Here is a 22854-nt window from a genome sequence, read left to right as displayed (position 1 = left end):
GTTTTAAAATATGGCATTTAGTTTTTTTAGTAAAAGCGGCGGAGAAAAGGGACAGGTTGATGTAAAGGGCCTGCGCGAAGCCATACTACGTTTTATAAAAGAGGCCCTGCAAAAGGTTGAAGGCGGCGAAGGCAGGCACATTAAGGAACTGTTGCTTTACCTGGCACCCGACCCCGACGACAAACATCTTTACGAGGGTGCGGTTTATGTGCACGAAAAGGAGGTGTTCAGGAACGAGATTCAACGGATTGCTGATGACTACGCGATAGAGTTACCTGATGACTGGACAATTGATGTGATTTTTGCAGATAAGCTTCCTGCCGATGTGCCAAAGATCCCCGAGATTGACGTCGCTTTCCAGATGCATACCCGCAGGCAGGTGGCGCATAACGCATCGTCGGCCATTGCTTATATCAGGATATTGAGCGGCGAAGCCGAACAGGAAGAGTATTTGATTAAGGCTACCGACGGAAAGATTAATATTGGCCGGGATAAAAAAGTGATAACCGAGAACGGATCATACAGACTGAACAAGATTATATTTCCCGCTGATAGTAACGACCCCAGCAATAAGTTTATCAGCAGGCAGCACGCTCATATAGAGTGGAATAAAGACGCGGAATGCTTTATGATTTTTGCCGATGAAGGTGGCGTACCACCGCGTAATAAAACCAAGATCAGCATAGCAGCCGATGATAAGCTGATTAAGCTTAACTCCACCCAGATTGGACACCCCATGAATGAAGGCGACCAGGTAATATTAGGCGAATCAGTAGTGTTTTTATTTAGTGTCAAGGCAGAAGGATAACTATTAATAACAAGTAATTTATCAATGATGACCCGAAAGATATTAGTGCTGCTTTTATTATTGTTTTCGGGAGCCGTAACCCAGGCTCAAACTGCCGAGCAGGTTTATGATAGTTATCTTGATTTTAATGTGGCAAAGCTGAACGATGACGCTGCCCAGTCAATTGCCCTTGCCCAAAAGATTTTGCCCGATACAGCCAAGCTGACGCCCAAAGTAAGAGTTGCATTTTATAATTCGCTGGCAAAACTTTACGAAGACGATAACCAAAGCATCAATGCAATTAAATATTACAAAATAGTGGTGGCTGCCCAACCAAATTATTACGTGGCGCATCGCGCTTTAGGCTACCTGTATATCAAAGATATTTCGGGAAAGCCCGTGGTGATGAACCTAAATTATATTGAAAAAGCGCGTTTGGCTTTACCCCATCTGGAAAAAGCCCAGGCCTGCGATCCGGATGAAAACACCCTGAAAATTATTAAGGTACTCTATACCAATTTAAATAACGAAGCCGCGCTTGGCACACTACCCGCCCGCCTGGCTAAATTGAGTAAGAACTGTGTTGATTTGTTGAGTGACCATTAGATGTGCAAATTTCAGATTACAGATGTGCAGATGATTAATCAATTTGAAAATGAGATTTCTCATATCTAAAACCCACCCTTTTCATCTGCACATCTGAAATTTGCACATCTGCACATCCGCAGCCTATTTCTGTCTAAAGCTATCCCCGATAAAGTTTAATGCATCAATAATGCCGGTGCGCCAGTAGGTCCAGTTGTGGGCGCCGTCGCGGATGCGGAACTCGTGGGGAACTTTTTTGTCCATCAGGGCAACGTGTAACAGCGAATTGCCTTTGCTTAGAGCGTCATCATCACCGCAATCAATCCAGTAGCGCACATCGTTAAGATCGTCGGCTGTTTTGCTTTGAATTAAGCCCAAAATAGAATTTGCTTTCCATGTATCATTTAATCGCTCGGCACCTTTAAGGTTGGGGCCGAAAACTTTGGCATAGGCCTCGGCCCAGCGGGCATCGGTAATGCCCATGAAATCTTCGTCGTTACGTACGGCTGCGCTTAATGCCGCCGCTGCCGAGAACATTTCGGGGTGTTTGATGCTGTAAATTAAGGTTCCAAATCCGCCCATCGATAAACCGGCTACGGCGCGGTACTTTTTGGTCCCCTTTATGCGGTAGTCTTTTTCGATTGTGGGGATAAATTCCTTAAAAAAGAAATCTTCGTAATTACGTTTACCATCGTACGAATTAATGTAAAATGTAGTTTTTGCATCGGGCATTACAATAATCATCGGCGGGATTTTACCTTCGGCGATGGCTTTATCGGCATAACGGTTAATCTCGCCAAATTGCAGCCAGCCGGTTTGGTCGTCGCCGTAGCCATGCAGCAGGTAAACTACCGGGTAGGTACGGTTTGATGTTTCATAATCGGCAGGCAGGTAAATGGCGTATTTTACGTTATAATCCAAAATGTCGCTCTTTACATTTTGTTCCTCTATCACCTTGCCGGCCGGGATATGCTGTGCAAATGCAGCAGATGCAGAAAGGAGAAAGCAGATTAGAATAAGTTTTTTCATAATATTTTAATCAATTTGAAAATTTGAAAATAAATCTATACGTCTGAAATGTTTCCATTTTCATCTGCACATTTGTAATTTGCATATCTGCGCATTTATAATTAATCCCCATCCCACACCCAGGGCTCTTCGCCTACAAAAGCAATGGTGAGGTTTGTATCGTCAATTTTAAATTTCCAGGTTATGTTTTCGCGTTTGTCGTTTTTAATATCGCTGCAGGTAAAAAAATAATACACCGTAAATATGCATTTGAATGATCCGGTTAAATCATTGGTATCAAATTTAGCATCTACTATGTCAAACTCCCGCACTTCCGGCGATCCTCCATTATCATAAAAATAAGAAGCCAGGCCCTGCCGCATGTTGGCGTTGTTTTGATCGTCACCAAAAAAGACACTCAAAAACTCATCTATTGACACCGTGTCATCTGCAAATTTCTGCAAGTGATCTATCGAAACGGGGAGCTTAAAATCCTTTGCCATCTATTCATCTATCATTTTCATCTGCACATCTATCACTTCTGCCTGAAGCCATCACCTATAAAACTGAGGGCATTGGTGATCCCTGTGCGCCAGTACGTCCAGTTATGGGCGCCATCGCGCATCCTGAATTCATGGGGTACTTTTTTTTCTGTCAGTGCTATGTGCAGCATGCTGTTGCCTATGGTTAAAAAGTCATCATCGCCGCAATCAATCCAGTAGCGCACTTTGCTCAATTCGTCTGTCGTTTTATTTTGTACCAGGTTCAATACTGAATTTGCCTGCCAATCTTTAGTCAGTCGGTCTTTACCCTTCAATCCACGCCCAAATAGCTGGCCAAAAACGTGTTCGTAATTGTCATCGGGCTGGTTAACCATCTGGTCATCCGGGAATACCGCCGCGCTTAATGCCGCCGCCGCCGAAAACAGTTGCGGATATTTTATAGCGTAAATCATGGTGCCGTAGCCTCCCATGGATAGGCCGGCAACTCCGCGGTATTGTCTTTCTGTTTTTATACGATAGGCCTGCTCAATATGGGGTATGAATTCTTTGATAAAAAAATCCTCGTATTTTTCTTTGCCATCGTAGGAGTTAATATACCAGCTGGTACCGCCATCGGGCATCACAATAATCATTGGCGGTATGGTACCATCCAGAATAGCCTGGTCGGCAAAACGGTTTATTTCGCCAAATTGCAGCCAGCCGGTGTTGTCATCGGAGTATCCGTGTAAAAGGTATACCACAGGGTAAGTACGGTTTGCCGTTTCATAATCGGCAGGCAGGTAAATGGTGTATTTAACGTTGCGTTTTAAAATTTTGCTTTTAACAATTTGTTCTTCTATTACTTTGCCTTGCTGGGCGAAGGCACTCCCTGTGCATAGCAAAAAGCAAAGCAGCAAGCACGTTTTAATTCTGTTTTTCATATATCCTGGTTTTACTTTGGTAGCTATAATCAAAAAGTAAGCGGCTTGCCTTGTTCCGGGTAAATTAAATTTAAGCCTGTTTTATTTTCAATTTTAAGTTCTGCTTTTATTTGGGCGATGCTTTTTGCCGGTGGCTTTAAATGTGTAACCACAATATTTAGTCCTTTTATAGCATCCGGACCGGCTAACGCGGCCAGTTTATCCATTTCGGCCATCAGCCAGTGGGGGGTAAGGTGGCCAAATAATGTTTTATCAGGTTGTTCGCTCGGGAACGAAACCTCAATCATGATGGCTTTTAATTGTTTGTTTTTAACCAGGGGGGCAACAGCTTCCCAAAGCTTTTGAAGGTTGGTGCTTTTTTCAACAGCATCGGGACCGGTATCGCCTAAATATAAAATATAAGCATCGTTGCTATGCACCAAAAAGGCGGTGCTGGTGAGGTTTGAATGGCTTAGCGGGAATGCCTGTACTTTTAGCGCGGTGTTTTCTATAGCCACCTCGTTGCCGGGCTCAAGTGGTTTGTAATGAAACTTTTTTAAAGCGGGGCTTTCCCCGTCATCGGCAAAGTTGGCCCAGCTTGCCCAGGTAAAGTAGTGGGTTTTGAGTGTTTGAAGCGTACTTTGCAGGCCGTAAATATTTTTAGTACTGTCGTCGGGTGAGTTGATGATTAAGCCCGCAAGGTGGTCGAGATGGGCATGCGAAATGAAATATCCTTTGATGTATTGCCTTAATACTTTTTCCTGCGAAACAGGGAAAGCCTTGTTTTCGATGGCTTTTTTTATGCCATAATGCAGTGTACCGGCATCTAAGCATATATAATTGTTACTGCTGCTTGCTGCCAGCATGTAGGCCGATAGGTTGCTTTCATCAATGCCCCCAAGTACGCCCAAAGGCACCAGCCTGAATGAAGGTGCAAGTTTAACTTGTGCCTTTACCCCAAAAGGCATCAGCGCACATACAATAACACTTAAAGCAAGGTATTTACGGATCATTAAAGGTAGATTTTCAATTGCAGTACAGCACAATTGTTATGCTGCTAAATTAATGATATACCCATCAATTAAACAAAAATAAAAGCTGTTTAAAAAACAATGGCTCTCATAAATCTCAACTTTGTAGTATTCATTGACGGAAACAATATCATTCAACTTTCAGCTTTTCGGCAGCTTTTTTATTTGACTCATAGTCGCCTCCTAATAGGTAACCCCAGGGTTTAAGGCTTTCAATGCGGTCAAATATAATTTTGAAAATAGCAATAACGGGTATAGAAAGGAACATGCCCGAAAGCCCCCAGATCATTTCGCCGAGGATAATGCCGATGAACGAGATAAGGGCGTTAAGCCTCACCTTTGAACCCACAATAGTTGGTAGCAAAAAGTTGGCATCTACGGCGTGTATTACAATTACGCTAACAGCTACCGTTACCGTTTTGCCAATATTGCCGGTAGCAAAAGTGATGATGGTGCTTAATAGCAGCGCCGTGAAAATACCTATATACGGGATGATGTTAAATAAACCTACAATGATACCCAGCAATGCTGCGTATTTTATACCAATTAATAAAAAAACGGTAATGGCAACACTGGCTACTATAAACATTTCAAGCAATAGCCCCAATATATACTGCCTCATGATCGACTGAATGTTTTCTACAATATCCATCACTACGGCCGAGTTCTCATCCCTGAATACCCAGATGATAAAACGAAGGAGAAGCCGCCTGTAAAGCAAAATAAAAAAAGTGAAGATCATGATAAACACATAAAATATCATGAGCGACGAGATTGCACCAAAAGCAGTGCTTACCACGTCGGTTCCAGATTCCATTATTTTTTTTGAGGCATCATCTACATATTTTAATTGTTTGGCCGCGTTTATATGGAATGCCGATTGCACCCAATCCTGCAAATCGTGAATGGATTGCGATACCTGGCTTTTTAGCATCGGCCAATCGTTGGCAAGGTTTGATATTTGCGAACCTACCAGGTATAGTATGCCGCCAACCAGAGCCACCAATAAAAGGATGGATGCCAATGATGACATGCTGCGCGGCAGGCGGAGCTTTTTCTCAAGGAAGTTAGAAACCGGCAGCAACAGGATGGCAAATATAAACCCGAAGATTAATGGGTCGAGAATGTCTTTTCCTACAATGATGAGATAACCAAGGGCAAGAAAACCCAGCAGGGTAAGCGCAAGTCGTTCGTAAAAAGGGGCTGCAATTTTTTTTGCCGGCATAGGGTAGATAATTATCTGGTGTTGTTCAGATACCTTAACACAAAAGGGTGCCCGAGGTTTGAAGATACAAAATTATTAGGAAAAAAGTCATCTTTTCTTCTGTAACGGCTGGTTGTAAATTTATGTCCATTAGCAGGAGGTAAAACCGGCTTTTGATGATTGAACCTGTTTGCAGGCTTAATTACTTTTTACTCGTCCTCGGCAAACGTAAGCACGTAGTTGTTATTGTCCTTAATCGAAAACTCGGTGGCGCCGTAAAAAGTTGTTTCTAAGCCTTTCAAAACAGGCACCAGATCTTTTACCGATTCAAAAAATGCCCGGATGTTTTTAAGTTTGATATATAGCAACATCGAAGCCCCATCCTGCCGGCTGATATCGGGAAGCTCTTCGCCCAGGCTGGCCATGGTTTGAAACATCATGGTTACGTTACCTTTGGCCATCATGGCCCAAATGAGGTCATTACCGGTTTCGGGTACGGTTACTACCAGTTCAAAACCCAGCAGGTGATAAAATTTTATAGTTTCGTTAATATCCTTAACAAAAATATTGGGCGACAAGCTTTCCATTGTTTTTTAATCAAGCGGTAAAAATTGAAATAAATACTCGGGATAAAATTATAGATTTATATTGAAAATGCTAAATAATTTAGTAAAATTGTCAAAAATAATTGAAATCAATAATTCACTAATCCAATAACTTAATAATTATAAAGTGGGAAGACTTGTAAAAGAATTTGACAGCTATCGCACCAGGATGAACGATAGGATAATGGAAACTGCCAACACCAATATCAAACGCTTTTTCGCGTTGGATACCACCAGCTATGCCGATGGCGCGCTTGATGTAAAAACCAAAGAAATGCTTGGCCTGGTTGCCAGTATGGTATTGCGCTGCGACGATTGCATTAAATACCACTTAGGGAAATGCCACGAAGCAGGCGTTAACAGCGACGAAATGAACGAGATATTTATGATTGCCAATTTGGTAGGCGGGTCAATTGTAATCCCACATTACCGTAGGGCTGTAGAGTATTGGGATGAGTTAAACGAGGTTTAGCAAGTTTCGGGTTGGGCGGAGAGAGCAGTTGAGCAATCTTTACGTCCTGATATAAGGAACGAAACAATCTCTCGACTCTGCAGGCCGAATATTAATGTTGGCAACATGTTGGTTTTTAATACAATAAAAATGATGGACGGGCGTATAGTGTTAATAAAAACCTAATCTTATGTATCAATCAAAATCCCGTCGCGAACTATTTGATGTAGACATGTTTTCGATGTTCAGCTTGTTATTGATTGTATTGATGTTTCTATTATTTTATGGAAGGCCTTTGCCCCGAAGCCCTATTGATATTAATTTGCCAGTTGGTCATTCTATGACTGGCGATATCCCTGAAAGTGATTTTGGAACCATATTAGTTGGAGAAAACAAGGTAATGTTTGGACTCGAATCTACAGATGTTCGCGTAGACGCATTAAAACAAATGGCCAAAATATATGATGTCCCGTTTTCATCGGATGATATAACTAAATTTGGCAAAACTGACTTTATCGGTACCCCGTTAAACTCACTAAAAAAATATATCACCAACTACTACAATTTTACCGACTATCGCGCACAGTCAGGTTTATTGCCCGATTTAGCATGTGACGACGAACTATTCAATTGGATAAGATGCTCAAGAAAGGCAACAATAAAACAACACGATACCCAAATGCGCATCGCTATCGCGGCCGACGGCGAAACGCCTTACCCGGTTATTAAGAAAATTATAAGTGTATTGCACAAGCAGCACGTAAATAGATTCACCATAGTATATTCTTTTATATGGCAAAAATGAATGACAATCCCCAGGGAATAATCCGTTGCAGTTGGGCGGGCACCGATCCACTTTACAATAAATACCACGACGAAGAGTGGGGCAAAGAAGTACACGATGATAAAACGCTTTTCGAGTTTCTGATCCTCGAATCTGCCCAGGCTGGTTTAAGCTGGATAACTATTTTACGCAGGAGGGAGGGCTACCGCAAAGCCTTTGCCGGTTTTGACGTACACAAAGTAGCTGCCTTTACCGATGAGGATGTGGAACGCCTGATGCAGGATGCCGGCATTATTCGTAACCGGTTAAAAATCCTGGCAGCCATCAGCAACGCCAAATTGTTCATCGATATACAACAGGAATTTGGCTCGTTTGATAAATACCTGTACAGCTTTATGCCCGGCGGTAAACCCATTATCAATCATCATCATAAAATTCCCGCCAGTACGCCTGAATCAGATGCCATTAGTAAGGATATGAAAAAGCGGGGCTTTAAGTTTTTTGGCACCACCATTTGTTATGCCCATATGCAGGCAACGGGTATGGTGAACGATCATATACCGGAGTGTAGTTTCAAATGATATACACGAATCGTCACGAATTTAATCGAATTACACGAATTTTAATGAACACAGACTATCGCCGATTTAATCAAATTATACGAATTTTAATCGGTAAGAATTATCATGGATTTAATTCTATTTTTGCATAGAGCCATTGCAGGTAATTCGTGAAATTCGATTAAATCCGTGCAATTAGTGTGTATAATATATGAAAAAACTATTTCTTTTGGATGGCATGGCCCTTATTTACCGGGCGCATTTTGCTTTGAGTAAAAGTCCGCGGTTTACCTCGGGCGGGATGAATACATCGGCGGTAATGGGCTTTACCAATACCCTGCTGGATGTTTTGAAAAAAGAAAAACCAACACACATGGCTGTGGTTTTTGATACCGAAGCGCCAACCGAACGCCATACCGATTACGAACATTACAAGGCTCACCGCGAGGCTATGCCCGAAGATTTATCAAAGGCATTACCCTACGTAGTGAAGCTGATACTGGGTTTTAACATCCCGGTAATAACATCAGATGGTTATGAGGCCGATGATATTATAGGCACCCTGGCCAAAAAGGCCGAGCAAAAGGGCTACCAGGTTTACTGTATGACACCCGATAAGGATTTTGCGCAGCTGGTATCTGATAATATCCGCATTTACAAACCTGCCCGAATGGGTAACGGGATGGAGATTTTGGGCGTGAAGGAGGTGCTGGAGAAATGGGAAATAGAACGCGTTGAACAGGTTATAGATATTTTAGGCCTTTGGGGCGATGCGGTAGATAATATTCCCGGTATTCCGGGTATAGGCGAGAAAACTGCAAAATCGCTTATTAAACAATACGGCTCGATGGAAAACATTATTGCCCACAGCCATGAACTAAAAGGCAAGCAGCGCGAGAATGTTGAGCAATTTGCCGAGCAGGGTTTACTATCAAAAAAACTGGCGACTATATTATTAAACGTACCTGTTGAATTGGACGAGGAAGGGCTGGAAGTTGGTGCGCCGAGTAAAGAACTGTTAGAGCCCCTTTTTGCCGAACTGGAGTTCCGCACGCTGGGCAGGCGCGTTTTTGGCGATGATTTTACCATTACTGAGTTTAAATCTGCAGGTACCCAAACCGACTTGTTTGGCGAGCCTGTTGCCACCGCCCGCACCACCATGACAGTTGATGTGGAGGATATCCGCGAAGACTTTGTAACAGCATCTAAAAATATTGATAACGTACCGCACGAATACCACCTGGCAGATACAGCTGAAAAACGCGCAGAGCTGATAACTATCCTTGAAAAACAGGAAAGTTTTTGCTTTGATACTGAAACTACCGGAACTGATGCAAATTATTGCGAATTGGTTGGCTTGTCGTTTTCAATAAAAGCAGGCGAGGCCTGGTATGTGCCGGTACCCGAAGATCAGGAAGCTGCTAAAACTATAGTTAATGAGTTTAAACCGGTGCTGGAAAATGAAAATATAGGCAAAATAGGGCAAAATATTAAGTTTGATATCCTGATGCTGAAATGGTACAATGTGCAGGTTAAAGGCCAGCTGTTTGATACCATGATGGCACATTACATTATCGACCCGGATACCCGCCATGGGATGGATGTACTGTCCGAAAATTACCTTGGCTATAAGCCGGTTTCCATTACTTCGCTTATTGGCCCCAAAGGTAAAAACCAGGGCAGCATGCGCGATGTGGAGATAGAAAAAATTAAAGAATACGCCGCGGAGGATGCCGACATTACCCTGCAGTTAAAATCAGTCTTCGAACCAAAATTAAAAGAGGTGGAAAGCGAAAAGCTTATTCACGAAATAGAGCATCCATTGATTTACGTTTTGGCCGACATTGAATTTGAAGGTGTAAAAATAGACCACTTTACGCTGGGCGAGTTCAGTAAGGAGCTGGAGACGGATATTAGTAAACTCGAAAAAACTGTTTATGAAAAAGCGGGGGTAAGGTTCAACATAGCCTCGCCAAAACAGCTAGGCGAGGTGCTGTTTGAAAAACTGATGCTTGACCCTAAAGCCAAAAAAACCAAAACCGGCCAATACCAAACCGGCGAAGATGTGCTGCTGTCTTTGGCTGCCAAAAGTGATATTGTAAGGGATATATTGGATTTTAGGCAACTGCAAAAACTAAAATCAACTTATGTTGATGCTTTGCCAACTATGGTGAACCCTAAAACGGGTAGGGTGCACACCTCATATAACCAGGCGGTAGCCGCTACCGGCAGGTTAAGCAGTGTTAACCCCAACCTGCAAAATATCCCTATTCGTACCGAGCGGGGCAGGGAGGTACGTAAAGCATTTATCCCCAGAAATGTGGGTCACAGCATTGTATCTGCCGATTATTCGCAGATAGAATTGCGCATCATAGCCGAGATCAGTAAAGACCCAAACATGACGCAGGCCTTTGTGGATAACCTTGACATTCATACCGCCACCGCTGCCAATGTTTATGGCATAGCTTTGGAAGAAGTAACCAGCGAGCAGCGGCGCAACGCAAAAGCGGTTAATTTTGGCATCATTTACGGGCAATCGGCCTTTGGTTTATCACAAAGTTTAGGCATCCCGCGTAAAGAGGCTGCGGATATTATTGAGCAGTACTTTGCGCAGTTTCCTGGTATTAAACAATATATGAGTGATACCATGAACTTTGCCCGCGAAAACGGCTATGTATGTACGTTGATGGGCCGTCGCCGTTACCTACGCGATATCAATTCGGCCAACGCCACCGTTCGTGGTTTTGCCGAGCGAAATGCCATTAATGCCCCCATACAAGGTTCGGCGGCAGATATGATCAAGATAGCCATGATCAACATTCACCGCGAATTTATAAATCAAAAATTAGATGCCCGCATGACCATGCAGGTACATGATGAGTTGGTGTTTGATGTACCTCATGACGAAATTGAGATTGTAAAACCCATCATTATGCACAACATGAAAACCGCCATTAAAACAACAGTGCCTATTATGGTAGAGATTGGTACGGGGTTGAATTGGTTAGAGGCGCATTGATAGTAACAATTTATGTCATTGCGAGCGATAGCGTGGCAATCTCATCGCGTGCATAGCGGATTTGCATTGTTCGCGATCGCTTCGTTCCTCGCAATGGCATTTTTTCTATTAGTGAGAAAACTGTCGGCTTTTATCGTCAAAAAACAACCTTAGTGTACCCAATCTCCTTCAGCCTCTCCATTCTTTTGGTCCTCTTTTATACCAATATATCAATATAATCATCAAAACTTTAATAACATTTTTACAATCTTCTCTGTAAATTTCAAAAACTATATTAATGATTATAGGTTTCTCTTTTGGTAATCTTTCCTTAAATTGAGCCAATAAAACCTGAATGAAAATATTCCATTTGAGTGCCGAATGTTACCCCGTTGCCAAAGTTGGCGGCCTTGCAGATGTTGTTGGTGCACTGCCTAAATACCAGAACCTGGCAGGCTTGCAGGCAGCGGTTGTAATGCCTTATTACGACCGCAAGTTTACCCAGGAAAACGAATTTGATGTTGTTTTTACTGCCGTAACTTTACTAAATACCCGCCGCCTTTATTTTGAAATTTTAAAAGAAAAAACCGATAAGCTGGGTTTTGAATTGTTTTTAGTCCGCATACCTGGACTGCTTGATAGGGAAAATGTATACAGCTATCCCGACGAACGGGAGCAGTTCATCGCTTTTCAGCTGGCTTTTTTAGATTGGATCAGCTACTCGCAGCAAACACCGGACGTTATCCACTGTCATGATCATCACTCCGGCCTGGTACCATTCCTGCTTTACCATTCCAAATTGTACAGACGGCTGGCCAATGTACCTACGGTATTTACCATTCACAACGGCCAGTATCATGGCGCTTTTGGCTGGGAGCATTTTCAGTACCTGCCCGAAGTTGATCCGGCTTCAACAGGCCTGCTTGATTGGGCAGGCGGCATAAACCCGCTGGCTGCCGCTGTAAAATGCAGTTGGCTGTATACCACGGTTTCGCCAACTTATTTGCGCGAGCTTACCATTAACTCAAACGGGTTGGAATACCTTTTTTACATCGAAAGGGCGAAAGGGCATGGTATCATCAACGGTATTGATACAGAAGTGTGGAATCCTTTGAAAGACCCTATGATACCGAGCCATTTTAATACTAAAACACTGGCGAAGGGAAAGCAATTAAACAAAGAAGTACTTTGTACCCGCTTTGGGTTGGATCCGTCGAAACCCTTATTTACTTTCATCGGCCGGCTGGTGATTGAAAAGGGCGCCGATCTGTTGCCCGAGGCTATCGACCGTACACTGGCGCAATATGGCGATGAGGTTAACTTTTTTATCCTTGGCTCGGGCGACAAAGATATGGAACTGGCCTTACTTGAACTTAAGGCCAAATATCCCGGCAGGTGCAATGTATTTATCGGTTATGACGAATCGTTGGCACACGTAGTGTATGCCGGCGCCGATTTCCTGATGATGCCATCGCGGGTTGAACCATGCGGGCTTAACCAGCTTTATTCCCTACGGTATGGCACCATGCCGCTGGTACGCAGTACGGGCGGCTTAATTGACTCGGTAATTGATTTTGGCGACGAAGGCGGCTACGGCATCCGGTTTAACCAGGTTTCTGTGGATGATATTTGCCACGCCATAAACCGGGCTGCCGCACTTTACCAAAACCAGCCACAACTACAAATACTCCGCAAGCGCATGATGGCCCTCGATTTTTCGTGGGACAGATCGGCCAAAGAATATATAAACCTTTATGAAAGTTTAAACCCTCTGATATGACATCTAAAGTAATTTCAATTGTGCTTGGCGGTGGCCAGGGCAGTCGCTTATCGCCCCTTACTGCAACACGTTCAAAACCGGCTGTGCCAATTGCCGGTAAGTACCGTTTGGTTGATATTCCCATTTCCAATTGCCTGCACTCGGGTATTACACGTATTTATGTGTTAACGCAGTTTAACTCGGCTTCGTTAAATAAACACATCAAAAATACTTACCACTTTAGCAGCTTTAGCGATGCTTTTGTTGATATTTTGGCGGCAGAACAGACGCCCTCAAGCGTATCATGGTTTCAGGGTACAGCCGATGCGGTAAGGCAAAGTTTACACCACCTGGCTGTACATGAGTTTGAGTACGTACTGATCCTATCGGGCGACCAACTGTACCAGATGGATTTTGATGATATGATAACCAAGCATATAGACGCCGGTGCCGAAATTTCTATCGCTACTATTCCTGTTGATGCGGCTGATGTTCCGGGATTTGGTATTTTGAAAGCAGATGACGATAGCATGGTTACTGCATTTATCGAAAAACCAAAATCGAACTTTGAAAGCTGGGCATCTGACGTAAGCGACGAGATGAAAGCCGAAGGACGGGTTTACCTGGCATCAATGGGTATTTACATTTTTAACCGTAAACTGCTTTATGAATTGCTGGAAGGTAATGACCGTACCGATTTTGGTAAAGAGATTATTCCGCAATCTATAGTTAATCATAAGGTTTTAAGCTACCAGTACGAGGGTTACTGGACAGATATTGGTACCATACCATCGTTCTTTGACGCCAACCTGGGCCTAACCGACGAGATACCTAAGTTTAACCTTTTTGGCGAAAACCATATTTATACCCGTGCGCGCATGCTGCCGCCATCAAAGGTGTCGGGTACCACATTAAATAAATCAATTATTGCCGATGGTTGTATCATCAGCGCTAAAACAATTACCCGCTCTATCATCGGTATCCGCACGCGGATAGGAGTTGATACCGAAATTGAGAATTGTTACGTAATGGGTAGCGATAATTACCAAACGCTTGAACAAATTGCCGAACTGAAATTAAGCGATTCGCCAATTATGGGTATAGGCGACAGGGTGAAGATAAAGAACGCCATTATTGATAAAAATACCTACATAGGCGATGACGTAAGTATCAATTGCGGTGGTCTGTTGCCCGATGGCGATTACGGGACCCATACCGTGCAGGATGGTATTGTAGTTGTTAAAAAACGAGCAATTATCCCCAGTGGTACAATAATTTAATTAAACGAAATAAAAAACAATTTATAGTTAATTTGTTATTGGTAGTATAAAAACTATAAAACATAAAACTATGAAAAAGGCACTTTGTATGGTTGCTTTAGCAGCAATCTCTTTCGGAAGCGTTTTTGCTTATGGGGCACCGGTTAAATCGTCAAGTGGTATCATGCAAACTGACACTACCAAAGTGAAGGTGAAAAAGAAGAATGGCAAAACGAAGATTAAGAAAAAAATGAAGGATACTACAGCAAAAATGTAATAACATCCTTTAATAAAAAGAGCCTCCTGAGTATTTCGGGAGGCTCTTTTGTTTTCAATTTTTATATCATTACAAAGATCGTAGCACGAAATAAGTAAATTCGTTTAACTACAAATCTATCGTTTCGCCAATAGCCGGCAACTTTAAATTTAACCCGGCTTTGATGAATTTTTCTCTTACCTCGTCTTTGTCGATTTTAATAACATCAAAAGAATCGTAATGAATGCCTATGATGTTTTTACAGTTAATAAAACCTGCGGCTTTAATAGCATCATCGGCACCCATGGTATAGTTATCGCCGATAGGGAAGTAAGCCCAGTCAAGGTTTTCGTCTTCCAGCAGCTTCATATCATAGGTAAGCGCGGTATCGCCGGAAAAATAGATTTTTTTACCTTCGATGGTTAATAGAAAACCTGCAGGATTACCCCCAGCGGCACCATCAGGCATAGTGCTGGAGTGAACCGCGTTTACCATTTTAACCCGGCCAAAATCAAAGTTAAAACCACCGCCTATATTCATGCCATGTACATTGTCAATACCTTTGCCGTTAAGCCAGTTAGCAATTTCGGCGATGCAGATAACTTTAGCGCCGCTGTTTTTTTGCACTTCTATCAGGTCGGCAACATGATCGCCGTGTCCGTGTGATACCAGGATATAATCAGGTTTCAGCGTTTGTAAATCAACATCCTTAGCCAAGGGGTTGTGTGTTATAAATGGATCAAACAAAAGTTTGGTGCCGCTGCTCAATTCTATCTCAACGGTTGATTGGCCGTAATAAGTCGTTTTCATAGTATAGTAATTAAAATTTATCCAAACTATCGTTCCCCCTTCAGGGGTTAGGGGGCTTTATTTTCCAAACAAGTTTCCTAAACCCGGCATCCCGCCAAACATATCTTTGGTCATAGCAGCCATTTCGGCCTGGCTTACGTTATCGGCTTGTTCCATGGCTTTGTTAAAAGCCACAACCAATAACTCTTCCAACTCTTCCTTATCGGCATCAGCCAAAAAATCGGGGTTGATATTTATTGATTTTACCACTTTGTTGGCATTGGCCGTTACCACAATTTTGCCACCCTCGGCACTGCCTGTTACAGTAATAGCATCCAGGCGTTTTTTCGATTCGCCAGCCTTTTGCTGGGCTTCCATTATTTTATCAAACATAACTTTTTTATAGATGTGCAGATATGCAAATGTGCGGATTACAGATGTGCAAATATGCAGATGGGTAATTTATTTAATATTATTGATACTTAAATTTTACAAATTCAAAACCAAAAGGGTTGATACGAAGTTGCTTTACTCACAACTAATCATCACTGGTATCACCATTACCGTTGTAAGCACTTTTACGCACAACAGGCATGCCGGCGGCTTTAAACAGGTCGTCGAGTTTTAAGAGGCTGCCATTGGCTAAGTTTGATAACAAAACAATAGTAATATCGTTTTTCATATCGCGCAGGTAAATGTGCCTGAAACCATGCCACCAGCCGGTATGATAAATAACCTGCTGGCCAGGTGCGGTAAAGGTACGCCAGCCGTAGCCATAGCTAAAGTGGCCATGCAGCATAGGGTTACGCGGCACATAGGCCGAATCGAGCGTGGCTTGTTTTAGTAATATTCCGGCACGCAGCGCCCTGTCAAACAGGAAAAGATCTTTAATGGTACTATAGATACCTTTATCGCCAACCGGGCCATCTAAAAAGTTTTGCGCTACCGAATACTTCCACTGCCCGCGGTCATGACCAACCACATGCACGGGTATTTTATCATAAACTGCTTTGGAGTAAACTGCCGTGTGCAACATGCTGGCCGGTTTAAATACGTTGTCTTTCATAAACTGGGCATATGATACGCCGCTCACTTTTTCGATAATAGAACCCAGCACCATAAAGTTTGAATTATTGTACAAAAAACGCTTGTTGGGTACATTGAATGGATGTGGTTTGTAATCGGCAATCATTTTCATGGCCTCCATATTGGTAAGCCCTTTCCTTTGATTAAGGTGTTGGCTTCGATAGATGTCATCAATGAAATACACATAATTCATCATACCCGAGCGGTGGGTAAGCAACAGGCGAATGGTAACCCCATCGTACGGAAAATCGGGGAAGAACTTTTTTACATCATCATCCAATTTGAGCTTGCCACGTTCCATCAGCATCAATATGGCTGTTGATGTCATGGTTTTGGTAACCGAGGCCAGCTCAAATTGGGAGCCTATTTGCAGGCTGTCGCGGTGCAGGTAGTCGGCCCAGCCAATGGCGTTTTCATAAATAATTTTTCCTTTTTTGGCTACCAGCACATTGCCATTAAATGCGCGGGTGCGGTGCAATTCCTGCATTACCGCATCTATTTTTTTATCGGCGTTTTTGGGGTTGTAGGCCAGCAAGGTAACTGTATCCAGTGGTTTGGCGGTGGCGGGGCCGGCGGCGCTTTGCGCTTTATCTTTATTTTTTGACGAACAGGCTGTTAAAATCAGCAGTAAGGACGCGAACGAAAGGGTACTCTTGTACAATAACTTCATAGATCAGAATCTCACACTTAAAACGAATGCGAAAATTAGAAATTATACAGCAGGTTAACATTAAAGTTTTTATTTTTTTTCGTTTACTTCATACTCTTTGTATGTTTAAGTATGAATATAGTTAAAAAATTTTGGTTGTTGATGCTTCTTTTACCGTTTTCGGCAGCTGTTCGGGCTCAGGATACCGATGTTGCCGGGTTGATAAAACAGGGCATCCAGCTCAACAATCAGCATGATTATGCCGGGGCAATTGAAAAATATAAAATGGCTTTAACAACCGAACCGGATAATGCCCAGGCCAATTATCAAATAGCATTCAGCCTGAATGCATCGGGTAAAGGCACCGACGGAATCCCGTACCTGATTAAGGTGACCAAAACTAACTCCAGCTTTACCGGCCCGGCGTTTGAGTTGTTAGGTGGTATTTACGACAGCAGCCACCAACCCCAACAAGCCATTGATGCTTATAAGGAGGGCCTAAAAATAAAGCCCGACTACCAGCCTTTGTATTTTAACCTTGGCATAGCCTACTTCCGCGCCAAACAATTTGCCGAAGCCGAGCAGGCGGCCATAGAAGCCATAAAACTCGACCCCAAACATGCCAATAGCCAGCGCCTGTACGGCCTGGTAACTTTCCACCAAAACAAAAGGGCAGCGGCGTTGATGGGCTTTTGCAGCTATTTACTCCTGGATCCCGAAGGCCCGCGCAGCGACGAGGCCTATACCAATATGCAAAGCATTTTAAAAGGCGGCACGCTTAAAACAGAAGATGCCAAAGCCGAAGCATCAGCCGTAACTTTGAACCGGGCCTTGAATGCGGCTATAGCAAAAGCGAAACCAGGTTCAACACCCGCAGAAGTATTAGAAAATCAGCTAAAGTCGATTTTTGAAGCAATTGGGCAATTGGCCGAAAAGCAGACGGGGAATGATTTCTTTAGGCACTATTATGCCGATTTTTTTTACAGCCTTAGTAAAACCAATAATATGTCAGCCTTTGCAAGGCTGATGGGTTTAAGTGCAGATAAGGAAGCTAACAAACAATGGCTGCAGCAAAATGAGGATAAGCGTAAAGCGCTGGATACCTGGGTTGCGCAGGCGGAAAGAAAGTTTTAAAAATCTTTCTTTTAATTAAAACAGCTTCCTAAATTTAGGCATGAAAACCTATCACAAATTCCTGCTGTTTATTTTGTTTATCGCTTGTGCGCCGGTTGCTTTCGGGCAGAATAAGGACGATGCCAAAACCCTGGTAAAAGAGGGGATTGCCCTGCACGATGCCGGCAAATACGATGAAGCTATTGCCAAATACAAAGAGGCTTTAAAAATCGATCCTGAATATTCAAGCGCCTACCACGAAATTAGTTATAGCCTTTTTAGTTCGGGCAGGGGAATGGAGGCTATCCCTTACCTGGAAAAACTGCTCGCCTTAGATCCAAAATCCGCCGGCGCTTATGATATGCTGGGCAGCATTTATGATGATGACAAGCAACCGGATAAGGCTGTTGAATATTATAAAAAAGGTATAGAGGCTGATCCGCAATACCAGCGGCTGCATTATAACCTGGCGATAACCTGCATGCGTCAAAAAAAATATGCCGAGTCCGAAAATTATGCGGTGGAGGCTATTAAGCTCGACCCAAAACATGCCAGCAGCCAGCGCGCGTATGCTTTGGCTACTTTTTATGAAAATAAACGCGGGGTGTCACTTTTGGCCTGGTGTAGTTTTTTGATGCTTGAGCCGCAAACCAAAAGATCGGCCGAGGCATACCGATATGTTCAGCATATCATCAATTATGGCGTAAAGCAAACTGGTGAAAAAAACGTGACCATTAATGTGTCAACAGATGATTTGAACGGGACCAACTTGCTGATGCCGATAACGGTGGTTAACGCCACATCAGGTAAAAAAGATCTAACTAAAACCGATTCGCTGACGCTACAATTGAAGGGCCTTTTTAGTATTGCCAGTACTTTTGAAGACAAGAAAGGCGATCCCTTCTATAAAAACTTCCTTGGCGACTATTTTAAAAAACTTTCCGAAACGGATAATATGCCCGCTTTTACCCACCTTATTAGCCTAGGTACAAATCAGGAAGAAAACCTGCAATGGTTTAAAGAAAACAACGCCAAACTATCGGCATTGGATGCCTGGGTAGCGGCTACAAAAAGAGAGTTTTGATAATGAGGATAAGCCAACGAATGCTTTCGATGACGCTGATAGTGCTTGTGATATTAACGTTGTTTTTTGTGTATGGTTGGGTAAACAGCATGGTGAGTTACAAATACCAGGTACAGGATTTTCAACGTAAGGGTGATGATGCTTTTGCCGGGTTGGACGAAGAGCAAATAAGCATATTGCACACCATTGTTTTTTGTAAGATAACTGCTATAACATGTTTTGCGTTATTAATACTTACTTTGATTGTAAATGAAAAAGAGCCCGGTTTTAATGGCAGGGTATATTATACAAAATAAAATATACTAGGGTATGAAACTACATGGTGCATAAGGCCAACCTTATACCAGATGTAGTTGTGTTTAATGTGGCCTACTTGCCTCATCAAAAATTAGGATCAAAATTAAAAAATATCGGGTTTGATAAGCCAACCATATTACCGCTCAAAGCCATTGATCCCGGAACCTGAGGGTAGGGTGTAGGTGTGCCTTGTACTTCTACACGGTAATAACTCCGCTCGACGGTTGCCGGCGAATCTGTAAACTCAATCATGGGTGCTTTCCCCGTGGTTTTAAAGCTGCCAAAAGGATTGCCGTTTTTTATGATGTTGATGGTGTACTCGCCATCGGCAGGTACTTTGCCGGTTAGCTGCACACGGAATTTTACAGGTTTGCCTGTGGCTTTGGCATTGTCGCCCATCATCATATCCATTTTACCATCCTGGTTTATATCGGCATAAAACTCAACGCGTGGCGCGTAAGGGTTCTGGCTAATGCATACCCGCCCGTTGGTAAGGGCGTCTATTACGGCCTGCGTGGTGCGCGATGTGGCAAATACCCAGGTGATTGGGGTGCCCACATAGTTGGCCTTGGCCTGGTAGCTGTTTTTTGTTTCCTTATCCGGTGAATCTGGAACGCCATGGTGGGCGTCGCTCCCGCCGCGGCCGGTAAGCTTGCGGCCTGATGATAGCATATCGTCCCAAATCATGATGGCATTGGCATTTTTTGACCAGATAGCCGAGTTCCACACTTCTATCGAGTTAACCATATCATACGAATACCCAAAATGATCTTTCCCGCTTGGGTGGTTGGCCGAAAGGTGGATGCCTAACTGTTTTTTTACGGCACCTACTACCACATCACGCTGGTCGCGCACGTCATATAGTTTTTGGTGATCATAGGGTACGGCCGAGAAGGCATTGCCATGGCCGCGGGTGGTTGTCCACTCGGCGCTGTAAAACAGCAGTACCGAGTCTGATTTAAATTCGGGGTCGGCCCAGGTGTGGTGGGCCACATCGCCGTTTACATGGTTATCATGGTCGGTAATGGCCACAAAATCAATCCCCGCCGATTTGGAAAAAGCGATGATTTTGCTGATGGGGTTATTGGATGATTCGGTACTATGGCGCGAGTGCACATGCAGTTCGCCCTTGAGCCAAACGCCCTTACTCAGGCTGGCGATTGGCGGCAGTTGGTCAACTTCGGTTGCTGTCCAGGGGTTAATGTGGGGTGCCTGGGCTAATGCTGTATTGCAGGCGAATGTGCAGACGATAAGCAGAAATGTATTTACCAGCGTTGTTTTTTTGTAGTTGTTAAAAGTCATATCAAATGATTGGGTAGTATGTTTAGGTGCCAAGCTACCCCATGCATATTAACTCAATGTTAGCGTCAGGAAAATGAATAAGATTGTGACAATGCTATTTGCTGAGGTATTTATATAACAGGGAGATTGGGGCTATGAAGTTAAGGAATTGACAGGCTGCTCCATCGGAGCAAAACATTTGTAGCCCTTGTAATTCAATATTTTTGCGTGCCGTAGGTACGCTACATAAGTTCCGTACCTACGGCACGGAGCATTATTTTTTTATCTTTTCTACAAAGGTTATACCCCCACGGGGTTGAAAACGCATAACTTAAATGACACAGGTAGAGAGCCCGCGGGAATAAAAAATATTTTGTTAAACAGAGACAACCCTTTTGCCGGATCTTTAGTACCTTAACTAACGGAAGTAATAACGCCTGTAAGGGGCCGGAATCGTTAATCGGGCTATAAAATGGGCATTTTTGTAAATTGATTAATAAACCTAAAAATCATGGGCCGGGAATTTATGTTATACATCCGCAATGCAGGAGACGCGAAGGCGGCGTTATCGGCAGATGAGCACCTTGCATTTATAAAAAAATGCGAAACTTATATCGGGCGGCTAAAAGCGGAGGGTAAATTAATAGCAGCCCAGCCCATTGTGCGGGAAGGTTATATTATTTCAAAAACTGAAAACACGTGGACACAAACAGCCATTGATCCTGCTAAAGAAGTGCAGGTTGGCTATTATCATATTACAGCAAAAGATTTGGCCGAGGCGGTGGAAATAGCGAAGGGCAACCCCGAGTTTGAATACGTGGCTTCGGCTACAATTGAGGTAAGACCTATAAAACTGAAAGAAGAACAAACGAATTTTGTGTATCCGAAATAGGCGGGCAGCGGAAATGCGCTAATGTTTTAAATTTACTTTAGCGTATTTCAATTCCTTAGTCGTATTCATCACACTGGCATTGCGCAAGTGCACGTTAATAGGTGATACCAATTTATATGGCCGGTTAAAAGCCTCCTGCCGCACTTTAAAATAGTCGGCCAGTTTTCTGATCACCTCTTTGGATAGCCCTTTTTTGTAATTTAAAATATCAGATACATAACTTTTGCCGATACCCAATATCAGGGTCATATCCTGTGGTTTTAAATGATGATTGTGCATAAAAGACCTCAACAAAGTGATAGGGTCAGTTTCTTTAAATGTATTATGTTCTTCGTCGTATTTTTCAATCAATAATGTTAACAGGTCTATCTCATCCTGTAATGTATCATTATTTGCCTCTACCAACAGGGCTTCCAGTTGATCGCAATATTGATCGTATTGGGATTTATTTTTGATGATGGTATATCTCATTATGGCTGATTCTGTATTCGATAAATGTTAATTGTGTACTGATCACCTTCTTTACAAACTTTGTCATATTCGGCATGTGTGCCAATCCAGCGAACAAACAGATGGACTTGTTTTGTGCCGAAAACATACTTGCAAATCATCCTGGAGCTATTTCCCGCTATATCAAAAATAACGCAGTCACTGCTTTTACCTAAAACGTCGACAGTGTTAAAAGTCTTTTTTATATCACCTGGCTGCTCCCAATTTGCAAGTTTTAACTTTTCTGTCCAATCCTCCAACGAAGGCTTTACTCTTGAATATTGGGCTAAAAACTTTTCTAAGTTCGTTTTTTGATAAGATGGACTTCTGTTTTTGGCAAATATATAGATAGTTCACAAAATGTGAACTGTTGAATCAGTGTTTTTTCGGGTAAGTCCATTTAAAAGAAATTAAGTTGCTGATTTTTTGCTTGTTAAATATAGAACGTTTATATTCGTTCGTTTACTACAATTTCAATAACCTAA

25 protein-coding genes are annotated in these 22854 nt (G+C 42.9%); 13 read left to right on the top strand and 12 right to left on the bottom strand.

Features of this window, described 5'->3' with window-relative positions; genetic code table 11:
• The first annotated feature begins 10 nt into the window (after positions 1-10).
• On the top strand, positions 11-808 hold the full coding sequence (locus FSB76_RS06515; RefSeq protein ID WP_147052827.1) for an FHA domain-containing protein: 798 nt from the start codon (positions 11-13) through the stop codon (positions 806-808).
• A gap of 24 nt (positions 809-832) precedes the next feature.
• Positions 833-1393 carry a hypothetical protein gene (locus FSB76_RS06510; protein ID WP_147052826.1) on the top strand — a complete coding sequence of 187 codons (561 nt, stop codon included), beginning with the start codon at positions 833-835 and terminating at the stop codon, positions 1391-1393.
• A 123-nt stretch (positions 1394-1516) separates the two neighbouring features.
• Here the strand turns inward: FSB76_RS06510 and FSB76_RS06505 are convergent, their stop codons facing one another.
• From FSB76_RS06505 to FSB76_RS06480, 6 genes are all read right to left on the bottom strand, one after another.
• Complete coding sequence (locus tag FSB76_RS06505) at positions 1517-2401, bottom strand: alpha/beta hydrolase (protein ID WP_147052825.1); 885 nt, start codon at positions 2399-2401, stop codon at positions 1517-1519.
• 101 nt (positions 2402-2502) lie between these two features.
• Positions 2503-2883, bottom strand: a complete 381-nt coding sequence (locus FSB76_RS06500; RefSeq protein ID WP_147052823.1) for a hypothetical protein — start codon at positions 2881-2883, stop codon at positions 2503-2505.
• 32 nt (positions 2884-2915) lie between these two features.
• Positions 2916-3803, bottom strand: a complete 888-nt coding sequence (locus FSB76_RS06495) for an alpha/beta hydrolase (protein ID WP_147052821.1) — start codon at positions 3801-3803, stop codon at positions 2916-2918.
• A gap of 29 nt (positions 3804-3832) precedes the next feature.
• The gene (locus tag FSB76_RS06490; RefSeq protein WP_225976437.1) at positions 3833-4795 is read right to left on the bottom strand and encodes an MBL fold metallo-hydrolase; all 963 of its coding nucleotides are present in this window, start codon (positions 4793-4795) and stop codon (positions 3833-3835) included.
• 148 nt (positions 4796-4943) lie between these two features.
• The gene (locus FSB76_RS06485; protein ID WP_147052819.1) at positions 4944-6038 is read right to left on the bottom strand and encodes an AI-2E family transporter; all 1095 of its coding nucleotides are present in this window, start codon (positions 6036-6038) and stop codon (positions 4944-4946) included.
• A gap of 188 nt (positions 6039-6226) precedes the next feature.
• Positions 6227-6604: a VOC family protein gene (locus FSB76_RS06480; RefSeq protein WP_147052818.1), complete on the bottom strand. Its 378-nt coding sequence runs from the start codon at positions 6602-6604 to the stop codon at positions 6227-6229.
• Positions 6605-6749: 145 nt separating this feature from the next.
• Between FSB76_RS06480 and FSB76_RS06475 the strand changes: the two genes are divergently transcribed.
• The 7 genes from FSB76_RS06475 to FSB76_RS06445 all read left to right on the top strand — a co-directional run bounded on the left by FSB76_RS06475 (position 6750) and on the right by FSB76_RS06445 (position 14710).
• On the top strand, positions 6750-7094 hold the full coding sequence (locus FSB76_RS06475) for a carboxymuconolactone decarboxylase family protein (protein ID WP_147052816.1): 345 nt from the start codon (positions 6750-6752) through the stop codon (positions 7092-7094).
• Positions 7095-7263: 169 nt separating this feature from the next.
• Positions 7264-7878 carry a biopolymer transporter ExbD gene (locus FSB76_RS06470; RefSeq protein WP_147052814.1) on the top strand — a complete coding sequence of 205 codons (615 nt, stop codon included), beginning with the start codon at positions 7264-7266 and terminating at the stop codon, positions 7876-7878.
• Positions 7875-8438 carry a DNA-3-methyladenine glycosylase I gene (locus FSB76_RS06465; protein WP_147052812.1) on the top strand — a complete coding sequence of 188 codons (564 nt, stop codon included), beginning with the start codon at positions 7875-7877 and terminating at the stop codon, positions 8436-8438. Before FSB76_RS06470 ends, FSB76_RS06465 begins: the two co-directional genes overlap by 4 nt.
• Positions 8439-8628: 190 nt before the next feature.
• Positions 8629-11436, top strand: a complete 2808-nt coding sequence (gene polA, locus FSB76_RS06460; RefSeq protein WP_147052811.1) for a DNA polymerase I — start codon at positions 8629-8631, stop codon at positions 11434-11436.
• Between the two features lie 334 nt (positions 11437-11770).
• Positions 11771-13195, top strand: a complete 1425-nt coding sequence (locus FSB76_RS06455; RefSeq protein ID WP_147052809.1) for a glycogen synthase — start codon at positions 11771-11773, stop codon at positions 13193-13195.
• Positions 13192-14454, top strand: coding sequence for a glucose-1-phosphate adenylyltransferase (locus FSB76_RS06450; protein WP_147052807.1), 1263 nt, complete (start codon positions 13192-13194; stop codon positions 14452-14454). Before FSB76_RS06455 ends, FSB76_RS06450 begins: the two co-directional genes overlap by 4 nt.
• Positions 14455-14524: 70 nt before the next feature.
• Positions 14525-14710 (top strand): hypothetical protein, encoded by a 186-nt coding sequence (locus tag FSB76_RS06445; RefSeq protein WP_147052805.1) that lies wholly within the window; start codon positions 14525-14527, stop codon positions 14708-14710.
• Between the two features lie 108 nt (positions 14711-14818).
• Here the strand turns inward: FSB76_RS06445 and FSB76_RS06440 are convergent, their stop codons facing one another.
• From FSB76_RS06440 to FSB76_RS06430, 3 genes are all read right to left on the bottom strand, one after another.
• Positions 14819-15499, bottom strand: a complete 681-nt coding sequence (locus FSB76_RS06440) for a metal-dependent hydrolase (protein WP_147052803.1) — start codon at positions 15497-15499, stop codon at positions 14819-14821.
• 57 nt (positions 15500-15556) lie between these two features.
• Positions 15557-15871, bottom strand: a complete 315-nt coding sequence (locus tag FSB76_RS06435) for a YbaB/EbfC family nucleoid-associated protein (RefSeq protein ID WP_147052802.1) — start codon at positions 15869-15871, stop codon at positions 15557-15559.
• 145 nt (positions 15872-16016) lie between these two features.
• A complete protein-coding gene (locus FSB76_RS06430) occupies positions 16017-17234 on the bottom strand; it encodes a serine hydrolase domain-containing protein (RefSeq protein ID WP_147052800.1) in 1218 nt (405 codons plus the stop codon).
• 111 nt (positions 17235-17345) lie between these two features.
• Between FSB76_RS06430 and FSB76_RS06425 the strand changes: the two genes are divergently transcribed.
• Genes FSB76_RS06425 through FSB76_RS06415 form a run of 3 tightly spaced genes read left to right on the top strand, consistent with a single transcriptional unit; the run spans position 17346 to position 19706 of the window.
• Positions 17346-18347, top strand: a complete 1002-nt coding sequence (locus FSB76_RS06425) for a tetratricopeptide repeat protein (protein ID WP_147052798.1) — start codon at positions 17346-17348, stop codon at positions 18345-18347.
• A 40-nt stretch (positions 18348-18387) separates the two neighbouring features.
• Complete coding sequence (locus tag FSB76_RS06420; protein ID WP_147052796.1) at positions 18388-19410, top strand: tetratricopeptide repeat protein; 1023 nt, start codon at positions 18388-18390, stop codon at positions 19408-19410.
• A 2-nt stretch (positions 19411-19412) separates the two neighbouring features.
• A complete protein-coding gene (locus tag FSB76_RS06415) occupies positions 19413-19706 on the top strand; it encodes a hypothetical protein (RefSeq protein ID WP_147052794.1) in 294 nt (97 codons plus the stop codon).
• Between the two features lie 85 nt (positions 19707-19791).
• Here FSB76_RS06415 and FSB76_RS06410 read toward each other — a convergent pair whose 3' ends face one another.
• Positions 19792-21009, bottom strand: coding sequence for a CehA/McbA family metallohydrolase (locus FSB76_RS06410; RefSeq protein ID WP_192910131.1), 1218 nt, complete (start codon positions 21007-21009; stop codon positions 19792-19794).
• A gap of 490 nt (positions 21010-21499) precedes the next feature.
• On the opposite strand from FSB76_RS06410, the gene FSB76_RS06405 reads away from it, so the two are divergent.
• On the top strand, positions 21500-21880 hold the full coding sequence (locus tag FSB76_RS06405) for a YciI family protein (RefSeq protein WP_147052792.1): 381 nt from the start codon (positions 21500-21502) through the stop codon (positions 21878-21880).
• 18 nt (positions 21881-21898) lie between these two features.
• Here the strand turns inward: FSB76_RS06405 and FSB76_RS06400 are convergent, their stop codons facing one another.
• Positions 21899-22351 (bottom strand): helix-turn-helix domain-containing protein, encoded by a 453-nt coding sequence (locus tag FSB76_RS06400; RefSeq protein ID WP_147052790.1) that lies wholly within the window; start codon positions 22349-22351, stop codon positions 21899-21901.
• Positions 22351-22629: a type II toxin-antitoxin system HigB family toxin gene (locus tag FSB76_RS32935; protein WP_225976436.1), complete on the bottom strand. Its 279-nt coding sequence runs from the start codon at positions 22627-22629 to the stop codon at positions 22351-22353. The genes FSB76_RS06400 and FSB76_RS32935 overlap by 1 nt, the downstream gene beginning before the upstream one ends.
• Positions 22630-22854 lie beyond the last annotated feature (225 nt).

The organism is Mucilaginibacter ginsenosidivorax, assembly GCF_007971525.1.
Taxonomy (GTDB): Bacteria; Bacteroidota; Bacteroidia; order Sphingobacteriales; family Sphingobacteriaceae; genus Mucilaginibacter; species Mucilaginibacter ginsenosidivorax.
This window is presented reverse-complemented; position numbering and strand designations above follow the sequence as displayed.